Consider the following 16,731-nt stretch of genomic DNA (forward strand, 5'->3'; position numbering starts at 1 on the left):
GACCGAAGGGGGCTTGTTGCCATGGCCCTGGCATTCCCGACCGTACCGAAGGCATCGACCCGCGTCTCACGCGTGCTCGAGACCCTGCGCCTTTGGCTCGGCGGAAAGCCGGAGGCGGTGCAGGTCGCAGCCCTTCCCTGGCGGCGGGATGCTGAGGGGCGCCTTCTGGTGCTTCTCGCCACCAGCCGCGATACCGGGCGCTGGGTCCTGCCCAAGGGCTGGCCGCAAAAGGGCCGTTCGCTCAGCGAGACGGCTGCAGTCGAGGCCTGGGAAGAGGCGGGTCTTTCCGGCCGTATCGGCCGCGATCCGCTCGGCAGCTATTTCTATCGCAAGCTTCTCGACAACGGGCTGCGCCGCCGCGTGCGCGTGCAGGTCTTTCCGCTTGCCGTTGCCGACGAGGCGCAGGACTGGCCGGAAAAGGGCCAGCGCGAGCTGCGCTGGTTCGCGCCCCAGGACGCGGCCCGCAACGTCCACGAGCCGGAGCTCGCCCGTATTCTCGGCAATGCCCGGCTTCTGGAGGCGTTGCGGTGATTTCCGTCTCCCTGTTCATCGGCAGGTGATGGACTTGCAGCCTTCGCCTGGGGCGGCCGTCGCCGGATCGTTACGTTTTGCGCGCAGCATGGCGCCATGAGCGACAGCAAGACCTCCCGCAACCGCACGACCATCGACAAGGACCTCGACAAGTTCACCTATGTCGAGGAAGCGACGACCTATCTGTCGCGCTCCTATGTTGCGCTCGGTTTCGGCTTCCTGTTTCTCGTGGTCGTCGGCAGTCTTGCCGGCCTGCTGCTGGCCGAGAACTCCCACTGGTTCCTGCTGACGGCGGCGCTGGTGCTCGGCGGCTACATGGCGCTGAACATCGGCGCCAACGATGTCGCCAACAACATGGGCCCGGCGGTCGGCGCGCGCGTGCTCACCATGGGCAGCGCCCTTGTGCTCGCCGCCCTGTGCGAAAGCGCCGGCGCGCTGTTGGCCGGCTCCGGCGTCGTCTCGACCATTGCATCCGGCATCGTTTCGGCCGACCAGTTCGCCCGGCCGGATGACTTCCCGGTGGCGATGCTTGCCGCCCTGGTCGCCGCCGCCCTGTGGATCAACCTGGCGACCGTGATCGGCGCGCCGGTATCGACGACGCACGCCGTGGTCGGTGCGGTGGTCGGGGCGGGGATGATTTCCGCCGGCGCGGTGGCGCTGGACGGGTTCATGCTGGTCGCCATCGCCTCCGGCTGGCTGGTCTCGCCGGTGCTCGGCGGCCTGTCGGCTGCATTGCTGCTGTGGCTGATCCGGCGCTGCATCCTCACCGGCGATGACCGTCTTGCCGCCGCGCGGTGCTGGTTACCGGTCATTTTCGCGATCATGGCCGGCACCTTCACCCTCTACCTGATCCTTGTCGGTCTGCCGACGTTGCGCGGTGCCGGTCCGCTTCCGGTCGCAGCATTTGCCCTTGCCGCTGCCGCCATCGCCTATGCCGTCTCGCGGCCGGCGGTGATCCGCGCCTCGCAGGGCATGGACGACCGTAACCAGTCGCTGCGCAAGCTGTTCCGCCCGCCGCTGGTGGTCGCCGCCGCCATCCTCTCCTTCGCCCATGGCGCCAACGACGTCGCCAATGCGATAGGTCCGGTCGCCGCCATCTTTTCCTCCCTCGGCCAGGGCGGCATCGCCGCGCCCGGCGGCGGGCTGCTGCTTCCCGTGCTCGTGGTCGGCGCGCTCGGCATCTCGCTCGGCCTGCTGCTGTTCGGCCCGCGCCTCGTGCGCATGGTCGGCGAGCGCATCACCCGGCTCAACCCGATCCGCGCGTTCTGCGTCCTGCTTGCCACCGCCGCAACGGTGCTGCTCGCCAGCGCCGCCGGCCTGCCGATCTCCTCGACCCACACCGCGGTGGGCGCGATCTTCGGCGTCGGCTTCTACCGCGAATGGACGATGAACCGGGAGCGCCGGCGGCGTCTTGCGGAAAATCCCGTCGACCTGCTTGCCCAGCCCGACGGCAGCGAGCCCGCCGATATCCGCCGGCGCATGCTGGTGCGCCGCGCCCATGTGTTGACCATTGTCAGCGCCTGGATGGTCACCGTCCCGGCCAGCGGCTCGCTCGCCGCCATCATCTGGCTGCTGCTGTCCGCGGCCCTGTGAGCGCCAGCCCGGTGCCGGACCGAATTTCGGCGCAATCCTTCGCGATTCGTGACGACTTGACGGGAGGCTTGATCCGTCCTCACTGGGCGGAACGAGAACCGTTGTGAGTCCCGCACGGGAAGGGCAGTGAATTGATGAACCGCACAAGCTACCTGAAACAGCTGGAGGCGGATCTTGCCCGCTGGTCCGCCAAGGGGTGGATCGGCGCCGACGGGCTGGCGCAGATCCGGGCCGAGATCGGCGAGACGCCCTCCGGCTGGTCGCGCCTTCCTGCGCTTTTCGCCGGCATCGGCACCATCTGCCTGGCGCTCGCGGTCGCCGCCTTCGTCGCGGCCAACTGGGAGGCGATCCCGCGCCCCGTCAAGCTGACGGGCATTGCGGTGCTGCTGCTGGCGGCGCACGGCTTTGCCGCCGCCATGGCAGCGCGGGGCCAGCGCACCGTCGCCGACCTTGCCACCATGTTCGCGACGCTCGTCTTCGTCTCCGGTCTTGCCCTTGTCGGGCAGATCTACCACTTGCCGTCCGATTGGGCGGGCGGGGCGCTGCTCGTTGCCATTGGCGCCCTGGCCGCCGCCTGGTTGTGCGCCTCGCGCTCCTCGCTGGTGGTCGCCGCCGTCGCCTCGCTCGCCTGGCTGTCGTGGATCGGCGATCCGCCGCGCCCGACGCAGGCCGAGGTGGTCATCGCCCTGGCTCTGCTGACGGCCTGCCTTGCCCATGTCCTGCGCATGACCTCCTTTGCCGGCCGCTGGCTGGTGCTGCTGCTGCTGGCCGGCGTCTATGGCTGGCTGTTCGCAGCCTGGCTCGACGTCAGCTATCTGCTCTCGTCGAGCGACATGGAGTTCTCCATCCTGCCCGTCGGCGCGACCTTCGGCGCGCTGCTGGCAGTCTGGGGCTATCTCCTGTCCGGTTCGCAGACGCCGACGGCGGGCCGGTCGGAAGACGTCGGCGCCCTTGCTCACTCGGCGGCGAGCTTCGGCGTGATGATCATGGTCGGCACGGTGCTGCTGAGCCTGGTGATCGGGTTCGTCGAGACGGTGTCGGAAGAGGTTGCGAGCGAGATGCCGCATGTCTGGCCGCTGCACCTGACATCTGCCCTCGTGCTCGCCGGCCTTGTCTGGCAGGGGCTGCGCAGCCCGGCCTCGCGGCCCGTCCACATGCTTGCCGCTGCCGCCGTGCTGGCGATTGCCTGCCCGCTCGTTCTGGTCTTCCTGCCGGGCAACACGGTGGTGCTGGCCGCCGTCACCCTTGCGGCCCTCGTCGCCATCAGCGCGGCCGGATCGGCCGCCTCGCTGTCCGCCTGGAGCGCCTGGGGCAATCTCGGCCTTGCCGCCGCGCTGCTCTACCTGCTCTACGAGACGGTGGGCTCGCTGCTCGGGCAGTCGGTCTTCTTCTTCGTTGCCGGCCTGCTGCTGGTGGCGGTTGCGATCGTCTCTGCGCGGCGCCTGAGAAAACGCTCCGTCGCAGCTGCGGAGGGCGGGCAATGAAGGCGCTTCTTGCCTCTCCCTGGGTCCGCTGGGGCCTTGCCGGCCTGCTTCAGCTCACCTTGGTCGGCCTGCCGCTGGCGGACCGGCTGCAGGTCCACTGGTTCGGCGAGGAAGTGACCCTGGCGCTACGCCCGGTCGATCCGCGCGATTTGCTGCGCGGCGACTACGTCATCCTCAATCCGGAGATCCAGCTGGTCGACACCGGCATCGGCGTCCCGGCCGAGGTGTTCGGCGGCGACGACGTCTGGGTGGTGGTGGCGCCGGACGGCGAGGGCATTTCCCGTGCCGTCGCCGTGCTGTCGGCACCACCCACTGATGGCCGCATCGCCCTCAAGGGCCGCGTGAGCAGCACGCCGAGCGCGTCCGATACGGTCCTGCGCATCGACTACGGGCTCGATGCCTTCTTCGTGCCGGAGGGGCAGGGGCTGGAGATCGAGCGCCTGCCGCGCGACCGCGTGCGTCTCGTCGTTGCCGTCTCCGCGGACGGCCGCTCGGCGCCGCTGCGCCTTGTCGCCGACGGCGAGGTGCTGCTGAAGGACAGCGCCTTCTAGCGCAGTCTCCTTTCAGACGGGGCCCGTGCCCCGGTCGCTTTGTCGCAGCCGCCCCGGCCATCGCCGGGGCGGTTTGCGTTGATGGCTCGCCTTAAAAGAGGTATATCAAATGCTGCTTTTAAGGAAACCGGCATGCGCCTGACCCTTCAGACCGACTACGCCTTGCGGATGATGATGCACCTGGCCGTCATGGACGGCGTGCTCGTCACCATCGCCGATGTCGCCGACACCTTCCGCGTTTCCCGCAATCACCTGATGAAGGTCGCCCAGGCGCTGGCCCATGCGGGCCTCGTGGAGACCGTGCGCGGGCGCAGCGGCGGGCTCAGGCTCGCGCAGCCGGCGGACCGGATCCGGGTCGGGGCGATCGTTCGCCGGCTGGAGCTGCAGACGGCGCTGGTCGACTGCTTTCCCGGCGGCAACGGCACCTGCCGCATCACGCCGGCCTGCCAGCTGAAACCGGCACTGTTCCGGGCGCGCGAGGCCTTCTTTGCCGTGCTCGACGAGTATACGATCCACGACCTCGTTGCCGGCAATGCCGGCCTCAAGGACATCCTCACGGGAGAGGCGGCATGAGCGACATCCGCATCCGCAGCGCCGACGAGCGCCGGGCCGAGATCCAGGCCGCCGCGGCCCGTCTCGGCATCGACGATGCCTATATCTCGGTGCTGGTCGACACGTTCTATGCCCGCGTGCGCCGCGATCCCGAGATCGGCCCGATCTTCGAGGCCGAGATCGCCGACGACTGGGAGCCGCATCTGGCCAAGATGAAGGACTTCTGGGCCTCGGTCGCGATGAATGCCGGCCGCTACAGCGGTCGTCCGGTGCCGGCGCATGTGAAGCTGACGGCCCTCGAGCCCCGGCACTTCGCCATCTGGCTCGGCCATTTCGAACAGGTCCTGAAGGACACGGCCCCGCATCCGGAGGCCGTCCCCTATTTCATGGAGCGGGCGCGCCGCATCGCGCAGAGCCTGGAATTCGCCATCTCCGGGCTGCCCCCGATCCTCGCTAAGGGAGAACGCACATGAGCACCGTCGGTCTTGTCGTCATCGGCGCGGAAGTCGCCACGTTCCTGTTCTTCGCGATCTATCTCGCGGCGCTGACCATCGGCATCATCGAGGACCGCGCCGTCGCGCGCGTGCCGGCGCTGGACGCGACCGGGCGCGCGCTGTTCCGTGCCGCCAGATACGGCTTCACCGCCGGCATCGCGGCGGTGGTCCTTCTCACCCTGTGGAACATCGCGGAGAGCATCGCATGAGCACGCCCATGAGCACGCAAGACACCGCCCGGCCGGTCCTCTGGCCCTGGCTGCTGCTGTGGGTCGCCGCCCCCATGCCGCTCTATATCTGGCTCGTCGTCGCGCTGCTTCTGTAGCGTCGCTGTCTGTCGCTGCAAGGGACGGGCTCAGTCCGCCCCTTCTTCCTCGGCCAGCATCTCCAGCTCCAGCCAGGTATCCTCGGCCTCCGCGAGCTTGGTCTGCAGCTCGGTGAGCTTCGCCATCAAGGCGTCGAAGCGCTTGGGATCGCGGGCATAGAGGCCCTGGTCCTCCAGCTCGCCCTGCAGCTTGCCGATCTCCTTGCCCAGCTTCTCGATCTCCTTCGGCAGGGTCTTCAGCTGGTGCTGCTGGGTGAAGCTGAGGCGCGACTTCTTCTTCGGTCGCTCCTCGGCGGGCTTGTCCTTCGCCACTGAGGGCTTGGCGCCGCCCGCATCGCCCGCGCCCTTGCGAGCCGCGACGCCTTCGCCGCGCTGCATCACCATGTCGGAATAGCCGCCGGCATATTCGCGCCACAGCCCGTCGCCTTCCGCGAAGACCGTCGACGTCGCCACCCGGTCGAGAAAGTCGCGGTCGTGGCTGACCAGCAGCACCGTGCCGGGATAGTCGGACAGCATCTCCTGCAGCAGGTCCAGCGTCTCCAGGTCGAGATCGTTGGTCGGCTCGTCGAGCACCAGGAGGTTCGATGAGCGGGCCAGCGCCCGCGCCAGCATCAACCGGCCGCGCTCGCCGCCCGACAGCGCGACGACGGGCGTGCGCGCCTGCTCGGGCGAGAACAGGAAGTCCTTCATGTAGGAGATCACGTGGCGCGGCCCGTCGGGCAGCATCACCGTGTCGCCGCCGCTGCCCGTCAGCACCTCCGCCACGGTCTCGTCGTCCTTCAGCGTCTCGCGCGACTGGTCCATGGTCACCATGGTCAGCGACGAGCCGAGGATCACCTCGCCGCTGTCGGGCTGCAGCTCGCCGGTCAGCAGCTTCAAGAGCGTCGTCTTGCCCGCGCCGTTGGCGCCGACGAGGCCGACCCGGTCACCGCGCAGGATGCGGATGGAGAAGTCCTTCACCACCGGCCCGTTGCCGTAGTCCTTGGAGATGCTGCGCGCCTCGATCACCCGCTTGCCGGAAACCTCCGTCTCGCCCACCGTCATCCTGACGCTGCCCTGCGGCCCGCGATGGGATTTCTTCTGCGCACGCAGGTCGGCGAGTTCGCGCACCCGGCGCATGTTGCGCTTGCGCCGGGCCGTGACGCCGTAGGTCATCCAGTGCTCCTCGCGCTTGATCTTCTGCGCGAGTTTCTGCTGGTCCCGTTCCTCCTGCTCGAACACCTCGTCGCGCCAGGCCTCGAAATGGGCGAAGCCCTTGTCGAGCCGCCGGGCAACGCCCCGGTCGATCCACACGGTGGCGCGGGTGAGATCGGCGAGGAACCGTCGGTCGTGGCTGATCAGGACGATGGCCGAGCGCATCGAGGCGAGTTCGCTCTCCAGCCATTCGATGGCCGGAAGGTCCAGATGGTTGGTCGGCTCGTCGAGGAGCAGGATGTCAGGCTCCGGCGCCAGCGTGCGGGCGAGCGCCGCCCGGCGCTTTTCGCCGCCCGACAGCCGTCCCGGCTCCTCGCGGCCCGTCAGGCCCAGCACATCCAGCAGGTACTGCGCCCGGTACGGGTCGTCGCCCGGCGCCAGCCCGCCGCTCGCATAGTCGAGCACGGTTGCATAAGCGGAAAGGTCCGGCTCCTGCGGCAGGTAGCGGATGGTCCGTCCCGGCTGCACGAAGCGCTCGCCGCTGTCGGCCTCCACAAGCCCTGCGGCGATCTTCAGCAGCGTCGACTTGCCCGAGCCGTTGCGCCCGACCAGGCCGATGCGCTCGCCTTCGCCGACCTGCAATTCGGCCGAGGTCAGGAGCGGCGTGCCGCCGAAGGTCAGGGCGATGTCGCGAAGGTGGAGAAGGGGAGGGGCCATGTGTGTCCGGATCGGGGTTGTATCGGGAATGTCGGTGCGGGCGCGCGCCGGCAGCCTGCGGCCGCGCTGCCTGTTTGCCTGCGCGGCTCGGCACCGTCCTAGGACGGAAGCCCGTCTCAGTCCAGAGCCTTCACCCGGGTCAGCAGCGCGCGGGTCATCGCCATCAGCTTGCGCATCTCCTCGCGCGCCCGCTCCGGCTCGCGCGCCTCGACCGCATCCAGCACCTTGGCGTGCTGGCCGAGCGCGATCGGGTCGCTGACGCCCGGATCGGAGCTGATGCGGATCGAGGCCCTCAGCGCGTTCTCGATGCAGGCGCCGAGGCCCGACAGCAGCGCATTGCCGCCGGCCGCCAGCAGCAGCCGGTGGAAGCGCACGTCCGCGTCCTGGGTCGCCGGCGTGCGGTTGCCGTCGGCGATGCCCATGGCATCCAGCGCCTCGCGCAGCGCGGCGATGGTCTGCGCATCCGCGTTCTGGGCGGCAAGGGCGGCGGCCTCCGGCTCCACCATTTCGCGGATGGCGACCAGCTCGGCCAGCAACTGGCCCTGCGGCACCACCTTCTGCCGCCAGGTCAGCATCTGGTCGTCGAGGAAGTTCCAGTTCACCTCCGGCCGCACGCTGGTGCCGTGCTTGGGCCGCGAGGTGATCAGTCCCTTGCCGACGAGGATCTGCAACGCTTCGCGCAGGCAGGTTCGGCTGACGCCGAGGCTGCCCAGCAGTTCGGCCTCCGTCGGCAGCGTCGTACCCGGCTGGTAGGTGCCGTCGAGAATGCGCAGGGCAAGCGTCTCCGCCACTGCCGACTTGAGATTGCCGCGCATCGGCTGGGATGCGGCCGGCAGGCTGGTCTGGTCTTTCTGCATTGTCCCGGTCAGGCTGGAGCTTCGCCGCCTATGCCTTCCGCTATTGCACCGCGCAAATCAAGCAAAAGCGCCGAATTCTTGCGCGGCCTGCCGTCGCGAGGTGCGATCACGCGACATTTATCGAATCTTCGCGATGCGTTGCGCGCCTGCACTCGCGAAAGGTCTCATGATCGGATATTCAGGAAGGAGCTTCGCGGGGGCAGGGCGAGGCACTATCGGGAGCTTGGATCGAACGGCATGGACGCTGATACCAAAGACATTCGCCAGATTGCGGACCGGATCGCGGACCGGAGCGGGGAGCCGCTGCGGCTCAGCCGGCGCGCGCTCATCATCGGCGCCCCGCTGGTGCTGGCCGCCTGCCAGAGTTCGGGCATCGCCACGACAGGTGCCGCCGTCGCGCCGGCGGTCGCCAAGGGCCCGCCGCTGCCGGGCGAGGATTTCGACTACGCCAAGGCCTATGCGGCGGTGACCGACTACGATTTCAAGGTGCCCGCGCTCGCCTACAAGAAGTTCGACCGCAAGTACTGGCGCCAGGTCGTCGACTACGACAGCCGCCATCCGGCCGGCACCATCGTCGTCGACCCCTATGGCAAGTTCCTCTACTGGACGCTGCCGGGCGGCAAGGCGCTGCGCTACGGCATCGGCGTCGGCAAGGCGGGCTTTGCCTGGTCGGGCGACGCCAAGGTCCGCGTCAAGCGGGTGTGGCCGCTCTGGCGCCCTCCGCGGGAGATGATCGCCCGCAACCCGCATCTCGAAAAGTACTGGAAGGACGGCTATCCGCGCGGTCCGCAGAACCCGCTCGGCGCGCGCGCCCTCGACCTGTGGCAGGGCAGCGTCGACACGCTTTACCGCATCCACGGCACCAAGGAGCCGGGAAGCATCGGCCGCAGCGTGTCGTCGGGCTGCATCCGCATGTGGAACCAGGACATCATGGACCTGTTCGAGCGGGTGCCGACCCACACCAAGGTGGTGGTGCTCGGCAAGCCGTCCGCAAGCTCCTGATCGGCGCTTCGAGGGTGAGCCGGCGGCATGTCCGCCGGCGCGTCACCCCTTGAGCCGTCGTGCCTGTGCCGTATCCGCCCGGGCGAGCGAGGCGACGAAGTCGTTGAACCGCTCGCCCTGGATCAGGATATGCGAGCGTAGCGCGCCTTCGGCCTTGCGGTCGTCTCCCGCGATGATCGCATCGACGATCGCCTGGTGCTCGCTCAGCGAATTTCCCACACGATTGCGCACTCTCAGCTGAAGCCGGCGATACGGCTTCAGGCGGTTCTGCAGCGCCCGTGCCTGATCGGCGAGGAAGCCGTTGCCGCTGCCGCGATAGATCGTGTCGTGGAACGTCTCGTTGGCGTAGAAATAGGCGTCCGGCTCGCCCGCATCGGCCGCCGCCGTGCAGGCGTCGTGCGCCGCCAGCAGGTCCGCGTGCTCGCCCGTCGTCATCCGCCGGCAGGCGAGCCTTGCGCACATCGCCTCCAGCTCCGCCATCACCTCGAACATCTCGATCAGCCGCGAGACGCCGATCTCCTGCACGAAGGCGCCGCGCCGGGGGCGGATCTCCACCAGTCCGGAAGCCGACAGCTCGATCAATGCTTCGCGGATCGGCGTGCGCGAAACGTTGAAGCGCTTGGCCAGCGACACCTCGTCGAGCCGCGTTCCGGGGGCGAAAACGCCGGTCGCAATGTCGTATTCCAGCGCTTCGCGCAGGATCTGTGCGGTGCGCAGGGTGGGTCTTTGGGTGTTCGACGATGCATCCATCCTGCCATTTTATGCGAGCGCCGAATTCTTGTATACAAAAACCGTTGACTTGAATGCATGACCCGTGGTCCCCTTCGGGCGAGGCGGGCTGCTCCTGGGAAGAGGGGGGCGGCTACCGTCCACACATGCAAGCCGGAGGCCGCGAAGACGGCCGGCCGGCACTGGGAGGAAACCAATGTTCAAGTCATTCACCAGGGCCGCTCTCGGCCTGACCACCGCCCTTGCCCTGGCCGTTCCGGCCGCCCATGCCGCCGACGTGGTGCTCAAGGCCTCGCACCAGTGGCCGGGCGGCAAGGGCGACGTGCGCGACGAGATGGTCCAGATCCTGGCCCGCGAGGTCGCCAAGGCCAATGTCGGCGTCGAGATCAAGGTCTATCCCGGCCAGTCGCTGTTCAAGGCGAACGAGCAGTGGGGTGCCATGACCAAGGGCCAGCTCGACATCTCCGCCTTCCCGCTGGACTACGCCTCGGGCCGTCATCCGCAGTTCTCGGCGACCCTGATGCCGGGCCTGGTGCGCAACCATGACCGCGCCACCCGCCTCAACACCTCGCCCTTCATGGACGACATCAAGAAGATCGTGAACGATGCCGGCGTCGTCGTCATCGCCGATGCGTGGCTCGCCGGCGGCTTCGCCTCCAAGAAGCAGTGCATCACATCGCCGGAGACGATGCAGGGTCAGGTGACCCGCGCGGCCGGCCCGGCCTTCGAGCAGATGCTGGTGGGAGCGGGCGCCTCGATTTCCTCGATGCCGTCCTCGGAAATCTATACCGGCCTGCAGACCGGCGTGCTCGACGCGGCCAACACCTCGTCCGGTTCGTTCGTGTCCTACCGCCTCTACGAGCAGACCACCTGCCTGACCGCGCCGGGCGCAAATGCGCTGTGGTTCATGTACGAGCCGATCCTCATGTCCAAGCGCAGCTGGGACAAGATGTCCAAGGAGCAGCAGGACGCGCTGATGGCCGCCGGCAAGGTCGCGCAGGATTACTTCGCGGCGGAGGCCAAGGGTCTCGACGACAAGATGATCAAGGCGTTCAAGGATGCCGGCGTCGAGGTCGTGGAGATGTCGCCGGAGGACTACGACGCCTGGCTCGCCATCGCCAAGGAGACCTCCTACAAGAACTTCTCCGAGAACGTTCCGGGCGGCGAGGAGCTGATCGCCAAGGCCCTGGCGGTCGACTGACCGCCTGACGCCGGCGGCGGCGCGCCGCCGGCAGTCGCCCTGCGCGGGGCCGGCCCGGCCGGTCCCGCACCTTCCAACACCTGCGCTTGCCGATGCCGCCGGCCGTCCTGCCGGCCGGGGAGGGGCTTTGTCCCTGCAAGCGCCGATGCAACCGGAACCCTAAGGCGATGTCCTTCTACATAACCGCGGTCTCGGCCGTCTCGCGCTTCTTCGGACTGATCGCGATGGTGCTGACGGGAAGCGCCGCGCTGGTCGTCACGCATATGGTGATCGTGCGCTATTTCCTCGGCGGCTCGACCGTCTGGCAGACCGAATACGTCGTCTATGCGCTCGTCGCCGCCACCTTCCTCGGCTCGCCTTACGTGCTGCTCAACAAGGGCCACGTGAATGTCGACCTGCTGCAGCTGCGCGCCGCTCCTGCCGGCCGCCGGATCCTGCAGACCCTGTCGGCGCTGGCCGGCATCACCTTCTGCGCCCTGCTGGCCTGGTCGGGCTGGGTCTATTTCCACGAGGCCTGGTCCTTCGGCTGGCGCACCAGCACCGTGTGGGCCATCCCGCTGTGGATCCCCTTGCTGCCGCTGCCGCTCGGCGTCGGCCTGATGGTCCTGCAATACATCGCCGAAATCATCAAGATTCAGGGAGGCGCGCAATGACGCCCATGCTCTGGGGCGCCGGCGTGCTCGTCGGGCTGCTCGCGCTTCTCGCGGTCGGAACGCCGATCGCCTTCGCCCTCGGTCTCGTGTCGATCCTGGCGCTGATCCTTGCCGACGGCTGGGGCAGCGTGTCGATCCTCGGCGAGACCTTCTTCGGCGGCCTCGCCTCCTTCGGCCTGGTGTCGATCCCCATGTTCATCCTGATGGGCGCGGCCGTTGCCTCCTCGCCCGCCGGCAAGGACCTCTACGAGGCGCTCGACCGCTGGCTCAACCGGGTGCCCGGCGGCCTCGTCCTGTCCAATCTCGGCGCCTGCTCGATCTTCGCCGCCCTGTCGGGCTCGTCCCCGGCCACCTGCGCCGCCATCGGCAAGATGGGCATCCCGGAGATGACCAAGCGCGGCTATCCGAACGAGATCGCGGCCGGCTCGATCGCCGCCGGCGGCACGCTCGGCATCCTCATTCCGCCGTCGGTCACCATGATCGTCTACGGCATCGCCACCGAGACCTCGATCGGCCGGCTGTTCCTCGCCGGTCTCGTGCCGGGCTTCATGCTCACGGTCCTGTTCATGGCCTGGACCATCTACGACTGCCGCCGTCGCGGCATCGGCCTCGACATGCTGGGCCGCCGCTTCTCGTTCCGCGAACGCATCGAGGTGCTGCCGCGCGTCCTGCCGTTCCTCGGCATCATCGCGGCGATCCTCTACGTGCTCTATGGCGGCGTCGCCACCCCGTCGGAGGCCGCCGGCGTCGGCGCGCTGTTCTGCCTCATCTTCGTGGCCGTGATCTACCGGCTGTGGAAGCTGTCGCTCTACAGCTCGCTGTTCCGCGACACGCTGAAGGAAAGCGTCATGATCATGATGATCATCGGCGCCTCGGAGCTGTTCTCCTTCGCCCTCTCCTCGCTCTTCATCACCCAGACCATCGCAGAGTGGATCTCCCTGCTCGACGTCAACAAGTGGGTGCTGATGGCGATCATCAACGCCTTCCTGTTGTTCGCCGGCTTCTTCCTGCCGCCGGTGGCGGTGATCCTGATGACGGCGCCGATCCTGCTGCCGATCATCATCCAGGCGGGCTTCGATCCCTACTGGTTCGCGGTCATCCTCACCATCAACATGGAAATCGGTCTGATCACCCCGCCGGTCGGCCTGAACCTCTATGTCATCAACGGCATCGCGCCCAATATCACCCTCGGCGAGATCCTGCGCGGATCGCTCCCCTATGTCGGGTGCATGGTTGTGGGTATCGTGTTGCTGTGCCTGATGCCGGAGATCGCGCTCTGGCTGCCTAACCTCCTGATGGGACCCGCCCTATGAGCAGCAGCAGCTTCTTCAACGACCTTCTCGCCTCCATCGCCGAGCAGGGCCGCCACTTCCTCGACCTTAGGCGGGACCGTCCGCCGAGCGGCCGGGCGCTGGGCGATCTTTGCGAGGCGCTGCTGTCGGGGCGGGGCGAGGCCTCCGGCGTCGCCCTCGCGCGCGACGTGCTGGCGAGCTATGTCGCCCTGCCGCCGGAGGGGCGGGCCGAGTTCTTCGACGAGCTCGCCGCCCGCTTCGGCCCGGACCGCGACAAGGTCGAGGAAGCTGCCCGCTCTGTGCTCGAGGATCCATTGGACGAGGCGCGCCTGCGCCGGCTCCACGCGGTCTCCGAGCCGCGCCGCCAGGAGCTGATCCGCCGGCTCAACCTGGCGCCGGGGGGCACCTCGGCGCTGGTCGGCATGCGGCGGGAGCTGCTGGCGGGCCTGCGCGAGCATCCCCGCTGGACCGATGTCGACCGGGATTTCGAGCATCTGTTCTCGTCCTGGTTCAACCGCGGCTTCCTGGTCATGCGCCGGATCGACTGGTCGACCCCGGCGGTGATCCTGGAGCGCATCATCCGCTACGAGGCGGTGCACGAGATCCGCGACTGGGACGACCTGCGCCGGCGCATCGACGTGCCCGACCGGCGGCTCTATGCCTTCTTCCATCCCGCGCTGGTCGACGATCCGCTGATCTTCGTCGAGGTGGCGCTGACCAAGGCGATCCCGGACGCGATCCCGCCGATCCTCGCCGAGCAGCGCACGGGCATCGACGGGATCGAGGCCAACACGGCGGTCTTCTACTCCATCTCCAACTGCCAGGAGGGCCTGCGCGGCATCTCCTTCGGCAACTTCCTGATCAAGCAGGTGGTGGAGGAACTGCGCCGCGACCTGCCGAATCTCAAGACCTTCGTCACCCTGTCGCCGGTGCCGGGCCTGCGCACCTGGCTCGGCAAGGCGCTGGCGGAGGAGGGTCACCCGGCGCTCTCCGTGCTGACGCCGGAGCTGCGCGAGCTCTTGGCGAATGGCGGCGGCGAGGCGCAGCTGCCGGAGGAGGCGCGCGAGCCCTTGCGGGCTCTTTGCGCGCATTATCTGGCGCGCGAGAAGCGCGGCGGCCGCAAGCCGCTCGACCCCGTCGCCCGCTTCCATTTGGGCAACGGCGCCCGGCTGGAGCGCATCAACTGGAATGCCGATCCCTCGCGCAACGGCATGCGCCAGTCCTTCGGCCTGATGGTCAACTATCTTTACGATCTCGGCGATATCGAGAAAAACCACGAGGCCTTCGAGGCCCAGGGCACGGTCGCTGCCGCCAGCTCCGTCACCCGCCTGCTGAAATCCGTCCCCGAACTCAGGACACAGACACCGGACCCCGTCGCATGACGCAAGAAAACCATCTCTTCTCCCGTATCCGCGCCGCCATTCGCAACGAGCAGGCGCCCTTCATCGAAAAGCCCTCGGGAGAGGTCATCACCTATGGCGGGCTGCTCGCCCGCTCCGCCGCCTATGCCAACGCGCTCGTCTCCCTCGGCGTCAAGCCGGGCGACCGCGTCGCCGTGCAGGTGGAAAAGTCGGCCGATGCCCTGATGCTCTATCTCGGCACCGTGCGCGCCGGCGCCGTGTTCCTGCCGCTCAACACCGCCTACACCCCGGCGGAGATCGACTATTTCGTCGGCGACGCCGCCCCGGCGCTGCTGGTCTGCGATCCCGCCCGCAAGGACGCGCTCGCCCCCATCGCTGAGAAGGTCGGTGCGCGGGTCGAAACGCTGGACCCCGAAGGGCGCGGCAGCCTCCGCGATGCGGCGGATGCGGCGGCCACCGACTTCGACGACGTCGCCCGCGGCGCCGACGATCTGGCGGCGATCCTCTACACCTCCGGCACCACCGGGCGCTCCAAGGGCGCGATGCTCAGCCACGAGAACCTGACCTCCAACGCCTCGGTCCTCGTCGACTACTGGCACTACACGTCGAACGACGTGCTGCTGCACGCCCTGCCGATCTTCCACACCCACGGGCTGTTCGTCGCCACCAATGTGACGCTGCTGGCCGGCGGGTCCATGCTGTTCCTGCCGAAATTCGATCTCGACGAGATCCTGCGCCTGATGCCGCGCGCCACCACCATGATGGGCGTGCCGACCTTCTACGCGCGCCTGCTCGGCACCGACCGCTTCACCCGCGAGCTCGCCGCCCACATGCGTCTGTTCGTCTCCGGTTCGGCGCCGCTCTCGGCCGAGGTGCACAAGGCCTTCAGCGCCCGCACCGGCCACGCCATTCTCGAGCGCTACGGCATGACCGAGACTAACATGAACACCTCAAACCCCTATGACGGCGACCGCCGTCCGGGCACGGTCGGCTTCCCGCTGCCGGGCGTGGAGCTGCGCATCGCCGATCCGGACAGCGGCAAGGTACTGGCCCAGGGCGAGGTCGGCGTCATCGAGGTCAAGGGCCCGAACGTCTTCAAGGGCTACTGGCAGATGCCGGAAAAGACCGCGTCGGAGTTCCGCGAGGGCGGCTTCTTCATCACCGGCGACATGGGCCTTGTCGACGAGCGCGGGTACGTCTCCATCGTCGGCCGCGCCAAGGACCTGATCATCTCCGGCGGCTTCAACGTCTATCCGGCCGAGGTCGAGGCGGCGATCGACGAGATCGAGGGCGTGGCGGAGAGCGCGGTGATCGGCGTGCCGCATGCAGATTTCGGCGAGGGCGTCGTCGCCGTCGTTGCCGCGCACAAGGGCGTCTCGCTCGATCCGGACGCGGTGGTCGCCCCGCTCGCCGAGCGTCTGGCCCGCTTCAAGCAGCCGAAGAAGGTCTACGTGCTGCCCGAGTTGCCGCGCAACACCATGGGCAAGATCCAGAAGAACGTTTTGCGCGACATGTACAAGGACACGTTCGCCTGACGAGCCTGGTCGAACTTTGACAAGAAAAGGCCGGCGGTGCGTCTCGCGCCGCCGGCCTTTTGCGTCTCGTCAGAACAGGTTCTCGACGGTGGTCAGGCCCAGCACAAGCCAGTCCTGCATGCCGCCGCGATAGTAGTGGATCTTCTCCGCCGGGAAGCCCTCGCGCACCATGGCGCGGATCGCCTGCGGGCTCTGGCCGCAGGCCGGGCCGTTGCAGAAGGCGAAGACCTCGAGCGCGCCGCTGCAGTCCCACTTGCCCTGCTCGCCGGTGCAGCCCAGCTCGTCGAGCCGCATCGACACTTCGGTGTAGGGAATGTGGATCGAGCCGGGGATCGTCGACTTCACGCGCCATTCCATCGTGCGCATGTCGACGACGCGGGCCTTCTCGTCCTGCAGCGCGGCCAGCACTTCCAGCTCGCCGGCCGGCTGCACGCCGGGCACCGGGATCATCGGCTGCAGCACGCCGCCGATCAGCTGGGTCTCGTTCATCGTTCGGGTGATCTCGACCGGCCCGTCTTCGGTCTGGATGGTGACGGACGTGCTGTCCGGACCGAGATTGAGGGCCTCTTCCGCATGCAGCGGAAGCGTCGAGACGGCAAGGCCCGTCGCCACGAGGGCGGTCAGAAGACGCATCGGATTTCCTCCCGGTTGGGCTCTGTCGTGCAGCCCTGTTACACATTCATGATTTCGAATGCGTGACCTTTGCGCAAGCCGGAAATG

17 protein-coding genes are annotated in these 16,731 nt (G+C 68.1%); 13 read left to right on the forward strand and 4 right to left on the reverse strand.

Annotation, left to right across the window (positions count from 1 at the left end; translation table 11 throughout):
• Window positions 1-21 precede the first annotated feature (21 nt).
• From GH266_RS20610 to GH266_RS20640, 7 genes are all read left to right on the forward strand, one after another.
• A complete protein-coding gene (locus tag GH266_RS20610; RefSeq protein WP_158195507.1) occupies window positions 22-531 on the forward strand; it encodes an NUDIX hydrolase in 510 nt (169 codons plus the stop codon).
• A gap of 96 nt (window positions 532-627) precedes the next feature.
• A complete protein-coding gene (locus GH266_RS20615) occupies window positions 628-2,124 on the forward strand; it encodes an inorganic phosphate transporter (RefSeq protein WP_158195508.1) in 1,497 nt (498 codons plus the stop codon).
• Window positions 2,125-2,258: 134 nt separating this feature from the next.
• Entirely contained in the window at window positions 2,259-3,608 is a 1,350-nt protein-coding gene (locus tag GH266_RS20620) for a DUF2157 domain-containing protein (RefSeq protein ID WP_158195509.1), read from the forward strand.
• Window positions 3,605-4,159, forward strand: coding sequence for a GDYXXLXY domain-containing protein (locus GH266_RS20625; protein WP_158195510.1), 555 nt, complete (start codon window positions 3,605-3,607; stop codon window positions 4,157-4,159). The genes GH266_RS20620 and GH266_RS20625 overlap by 4 nt, the downstream gene beginning before the upstream one ends.
• A 132-nt stretch (window positions 4,160-4,291) precedes the next feature.
• On the forward strand, window positions 4,292-4,732 hold the full coding sequence (locus GH266_RS20630) for an Rrf2 family transcriptional regulator (RefSeq protein WP_158195511.1): 441 nt from the start codon (window positions 4,292-4,294) through the stop codon (window positions 4,730-4,732).
• Window positions 4,729-5,184 (forward strand): group III truncated hemoglobin, encoded by a 456-nt coding sequence (locus GH266_RS20635; protein ID WP_158195512.1) that lies wholly within the window; start codon window positions 4,729-4,731, stop codon window positions 5,182-5,184. Before GH266_RS20630 ends, GH266_RS20635 begins: the two co-directional genes overlap by 4 nt.
• On the forward strand, window positions 5,181-5,414 hold the full coding sequence (locus GH266_RS20640; protein WP_158195513.1) for a hypothetical protein: 234 nt from the start codon (window positions 5,181-5,183) through the stop codon (window positions 5,412-5,414). Before GH266_RS20635 ends, GH266_RS20640 begins: the two co-directional genes overlap by 4 nt.
• Window positions 5,415-5,560: 146 nt before the next feature.
• On the opposite strand, the gene GH266_RS20645 is transcribed toward GH266_RS20640, so the two are convergent.
• Entirely contained in the window at window positions 5,561-7,381 is a 1,821-nt protein-coding gene (locus GH266_RS20645) for an ABC-F family ATP-binding cassette domain-containing protein (RefSeq protein WP_158195514.1), read from the reverse strand.
• 116 nt (window positions 7,382-7,497) lie between these two features.
• On the reverse strand, window positions 7,498-8,238 hold the full coding sequence (locus tag GH266_RS20650) for a FadR/GntR family transcriptional regulator (RefSeq protein ID WP_158195515.1): 741 nt from the start codon (window positions 8,236-8,238) through the stop codon (window positions 7,498-7,500).
• A 237-nt stretch (window positions 8,239-8,475) separates the two neighbouring features.
• Here GH266_RS20650 and GH266_RS20655 point away from each other — a divergent pair, with 237 nt between their 5' ends.
• Complete coding sequence (locus GH266_RS20655; RefSeq protein WP_158195516.1) at window positions 8,476-9,240, forward strand: L,D-transpeptidase; 765 nt, start codon at window positions 8,476-8,478, stop codon at window positions 9,238-9,240.
• Between the two features lie 42 nt (window positions 9,241-9,282).
• Here GH266_RS20655 and GH266_RS20660 read toward each other — a convergent pair whose 3' ends face one another.
• The gene (locus GH266_RS20660; protein ID WP_158195517.1) at window positions 9,283-9,990 is read right to left on the reverse strand and encodes a GntR family transcriptional regulator; all 708 of its coding nucleotides are present in this window, start codon (window positions 9,988-9,990) and stop codon (window positions 9,283-9,285) included.
• A 175-nt stretch (window positions 9,991-10,165) separates the two neighbouring features.
• Here GH266_RS20660 and GH266_RS20665 point away from each other — a divergent pair, with 175 nt between their 5' ends.
• From GH266_RS20665 to GH266_RS20685, 5 genes are all read left to right on the forward strand, one after another.
• Window positions 10,166-11,170, forward strand: coding sequence for a TRAP transporter substrate-binding protein (locus GH266_RS20665; protein WP_158195518.1), 1,005 nt, complete (start codon window positions 10,166-10,168; stop codon window positions 11,168-11,170).
• 167 nt (window positions 11,171-11,337) lie between these two features.
• Complete coding sequence (locus GH266_RS20670) at window positions 11,338-11,823, forward strand: TRAP transporter small permease subunit (protein WP_158195519.1); 486 nt, start codon at window positions 11,338-11,340, stop codon at window positions 11,821-11,823.
• Window positions 11,820-13,136, forward strand: coding sequence for a TRAP transporter large permease (locus tag GH266_RS20675; protein ID WP_158195520.1), 1,317 nt, complete (start codon window positions 11,820-11,822; stop codon window positions 13,134-13,136). Before GH266_RS20670 ends, GH266_RS20675 begins: the two co-directional genes overlap by 4 nt.
• Window positions 13,133-14,497 (forward strand): malonyl-CoA decarboxylase, encoded by a 1,365-nt coding sequence (locus GH266_RS20680; RefSeq protein WP_158195521.1) that lies wholly within the window; start codon window positions 13,133-13,135, stop codon window positions 14,495-14,497. Before GH266_RS20675 ends, GH266_RS20680 begins: the two co-directional genes overlap by 4 nt.
• A complete protein-coding gene (locus GH266_RS20685; RefSeq protein WP_158195522.1) occupies window positions 14,494-16,011 on the forward strand; it encodes a malonate--CoA ligase in 1,518 nt (505 codons plus the stop codon). Before GH266_RS20680 ends, GH266_RS20685 begins: the two co-directional genes overlap by 4 nt.
• Before the next feature lie 69 nt (window positions 16,012-16,080).
• Here GH266_RS20685 and GH266_RS20690 read toward each other — a convergent pair whose 3' ends face one another.
• Entirely contained in the window at window positions 16,081-16,644 is a 564-nt protein-coding gene (locus GH266_RS20690) for a rhodanese-like domain-containing protein (RefSeq protein WP_158195523.1), read from the reverse strand.
• Between the last annotated feature and the right edge of the window lie 87 nt (window positions 16,645-16,731).

The organism is Stappia indica (assembly GCF_009789575.1).
GTDB lineage: Bacteria > Pseudomonadota > Alphaproteobacteria > Rhizobiales > Stappiaceae > Stappia > Stappia indica_A.

Excerpts from the sequence above, each read along its gene's own strand:
- GH266_RS20615 (WP_158195508.1), top strand. The coding sequence starts at position 628 with ATGAGCGACAGCAAGACCTCCCGCAACCGCACGACCATCGACAAGGAC.
- GH266_RS20655 (WP_158195516.1), top strand. The coding sequence starts at position 8,476 with ATGGACGCTGATACCAAAGACATTCGCCAGATTGCGGACCGGATCGCG.
- GH266_RS20670 (WP_158195519.1), top strand. The coding sequence starts at position 11,338 with ATGTCCTTCTACATAACCGCGGTCTCGGCCGTCTCGCGCTTCTTCGGA.
- GH266_RS20675 (WP_158195520.1), top strand. The coding sequence starts at position 11,820 with ATGACGCCCATGCTCTGGGGCGCCGGCGTGCTCGTCGGGCTGCTCGCG.
- GH266_RS20665 (WP_158195518.1), top strand. The coding sequence starts at position 10,166 with ATGTTCAAGTCATTCACCAGGGCCGCTCTCGGCCTGACCACCGCCCTT.
- GH266_RS20660 (WP_158195517.1), bottom strand. The coding sequence starts at position 9,990 with ATGGATGCATCGTCGAACACCCAAAGACCCACCCTGCGCACCGCACAG.
- GH266_RS20630 (WP_158195511.1), top strand. The coding sequence starts at position 4,292 with ATGCGCCTGACCCTTCAGACCGACTACGCCTTGCGGATGATGATGCAC.
- GH266_RS20650 (WP_158195515.1), bottom strand. The coding sequence starts at position 8,238 with ATGCAGAAAGACCAGACCAGCCTGCCGGCCGCATCCCAGCCGATGCGC.
- GH266_RS20620 (WP_158195509.1), top strand. The coding sequence starts at position 2,259 with ATGAACCGCACAAGCTACCTGAAACAGCTGGAGGCGGATCTTGCCCGC.
- GH266_RS20685 (WP_158195522.1), top strand. The coding sequence starts at position 14,494 with ATGACGCAAGAAAACCATCTCTTCTCCCGTATCCGCGCCGCCATTCGC.
- GH266_RS20635 (WP_158195512.1), top strand. The coding sequence starts at position 4,729 with ATGAGCGACATCCGCATCCGCAGCGCCGACGAGCGCCGGGCCGAGATC.
- GH266_RS20690 (WP_158195523.1), bottom strand. The coding sequence starts at position 16,644 with ATGCGTCTTCTGACCGCCCTCGTGGCGACGGGCCTTGCCGTCTCGACG.
- GH266_RS20610 (WP_158195507.1), top strand. The coding sequence starts at position 22 with ATGGCCCTGGCATTCCCGACCGTACCGAAGGCATCGACCCGCGTCTCA.
- GH266_RS20640 (WP_158195513.1), top strand. The coding sequence starts at position 5,181 with ATGAGCACCGTCGGTCTTGTCGTCATCGGCGCGGAAGTCGCCACGTTC.
- GH266_RS20645 (WP_158195514.1), bottom strand. The coding sequence starts at position 7,381 with ATGGCCCCTCCCCTTCTCCACCTTCGCGACATCGCCCTGACCTTCGGC.
- GH266_RS20680 (WP_158195521.1), top strand. The coding sequence starts at position 13,133 with ATGAGCAGCAGCAGCTTCTTCAACGACCTTCTCGCCTCCATCGCCGAG.
- GH266_RS20625 (WP_158195510.1), top strand. The coding sequence starts at position 3,605 with ATGAAGGCGCTTCTTGCCTCTCCCTGGGTCCGCTGGGGCCTTGCCGGC.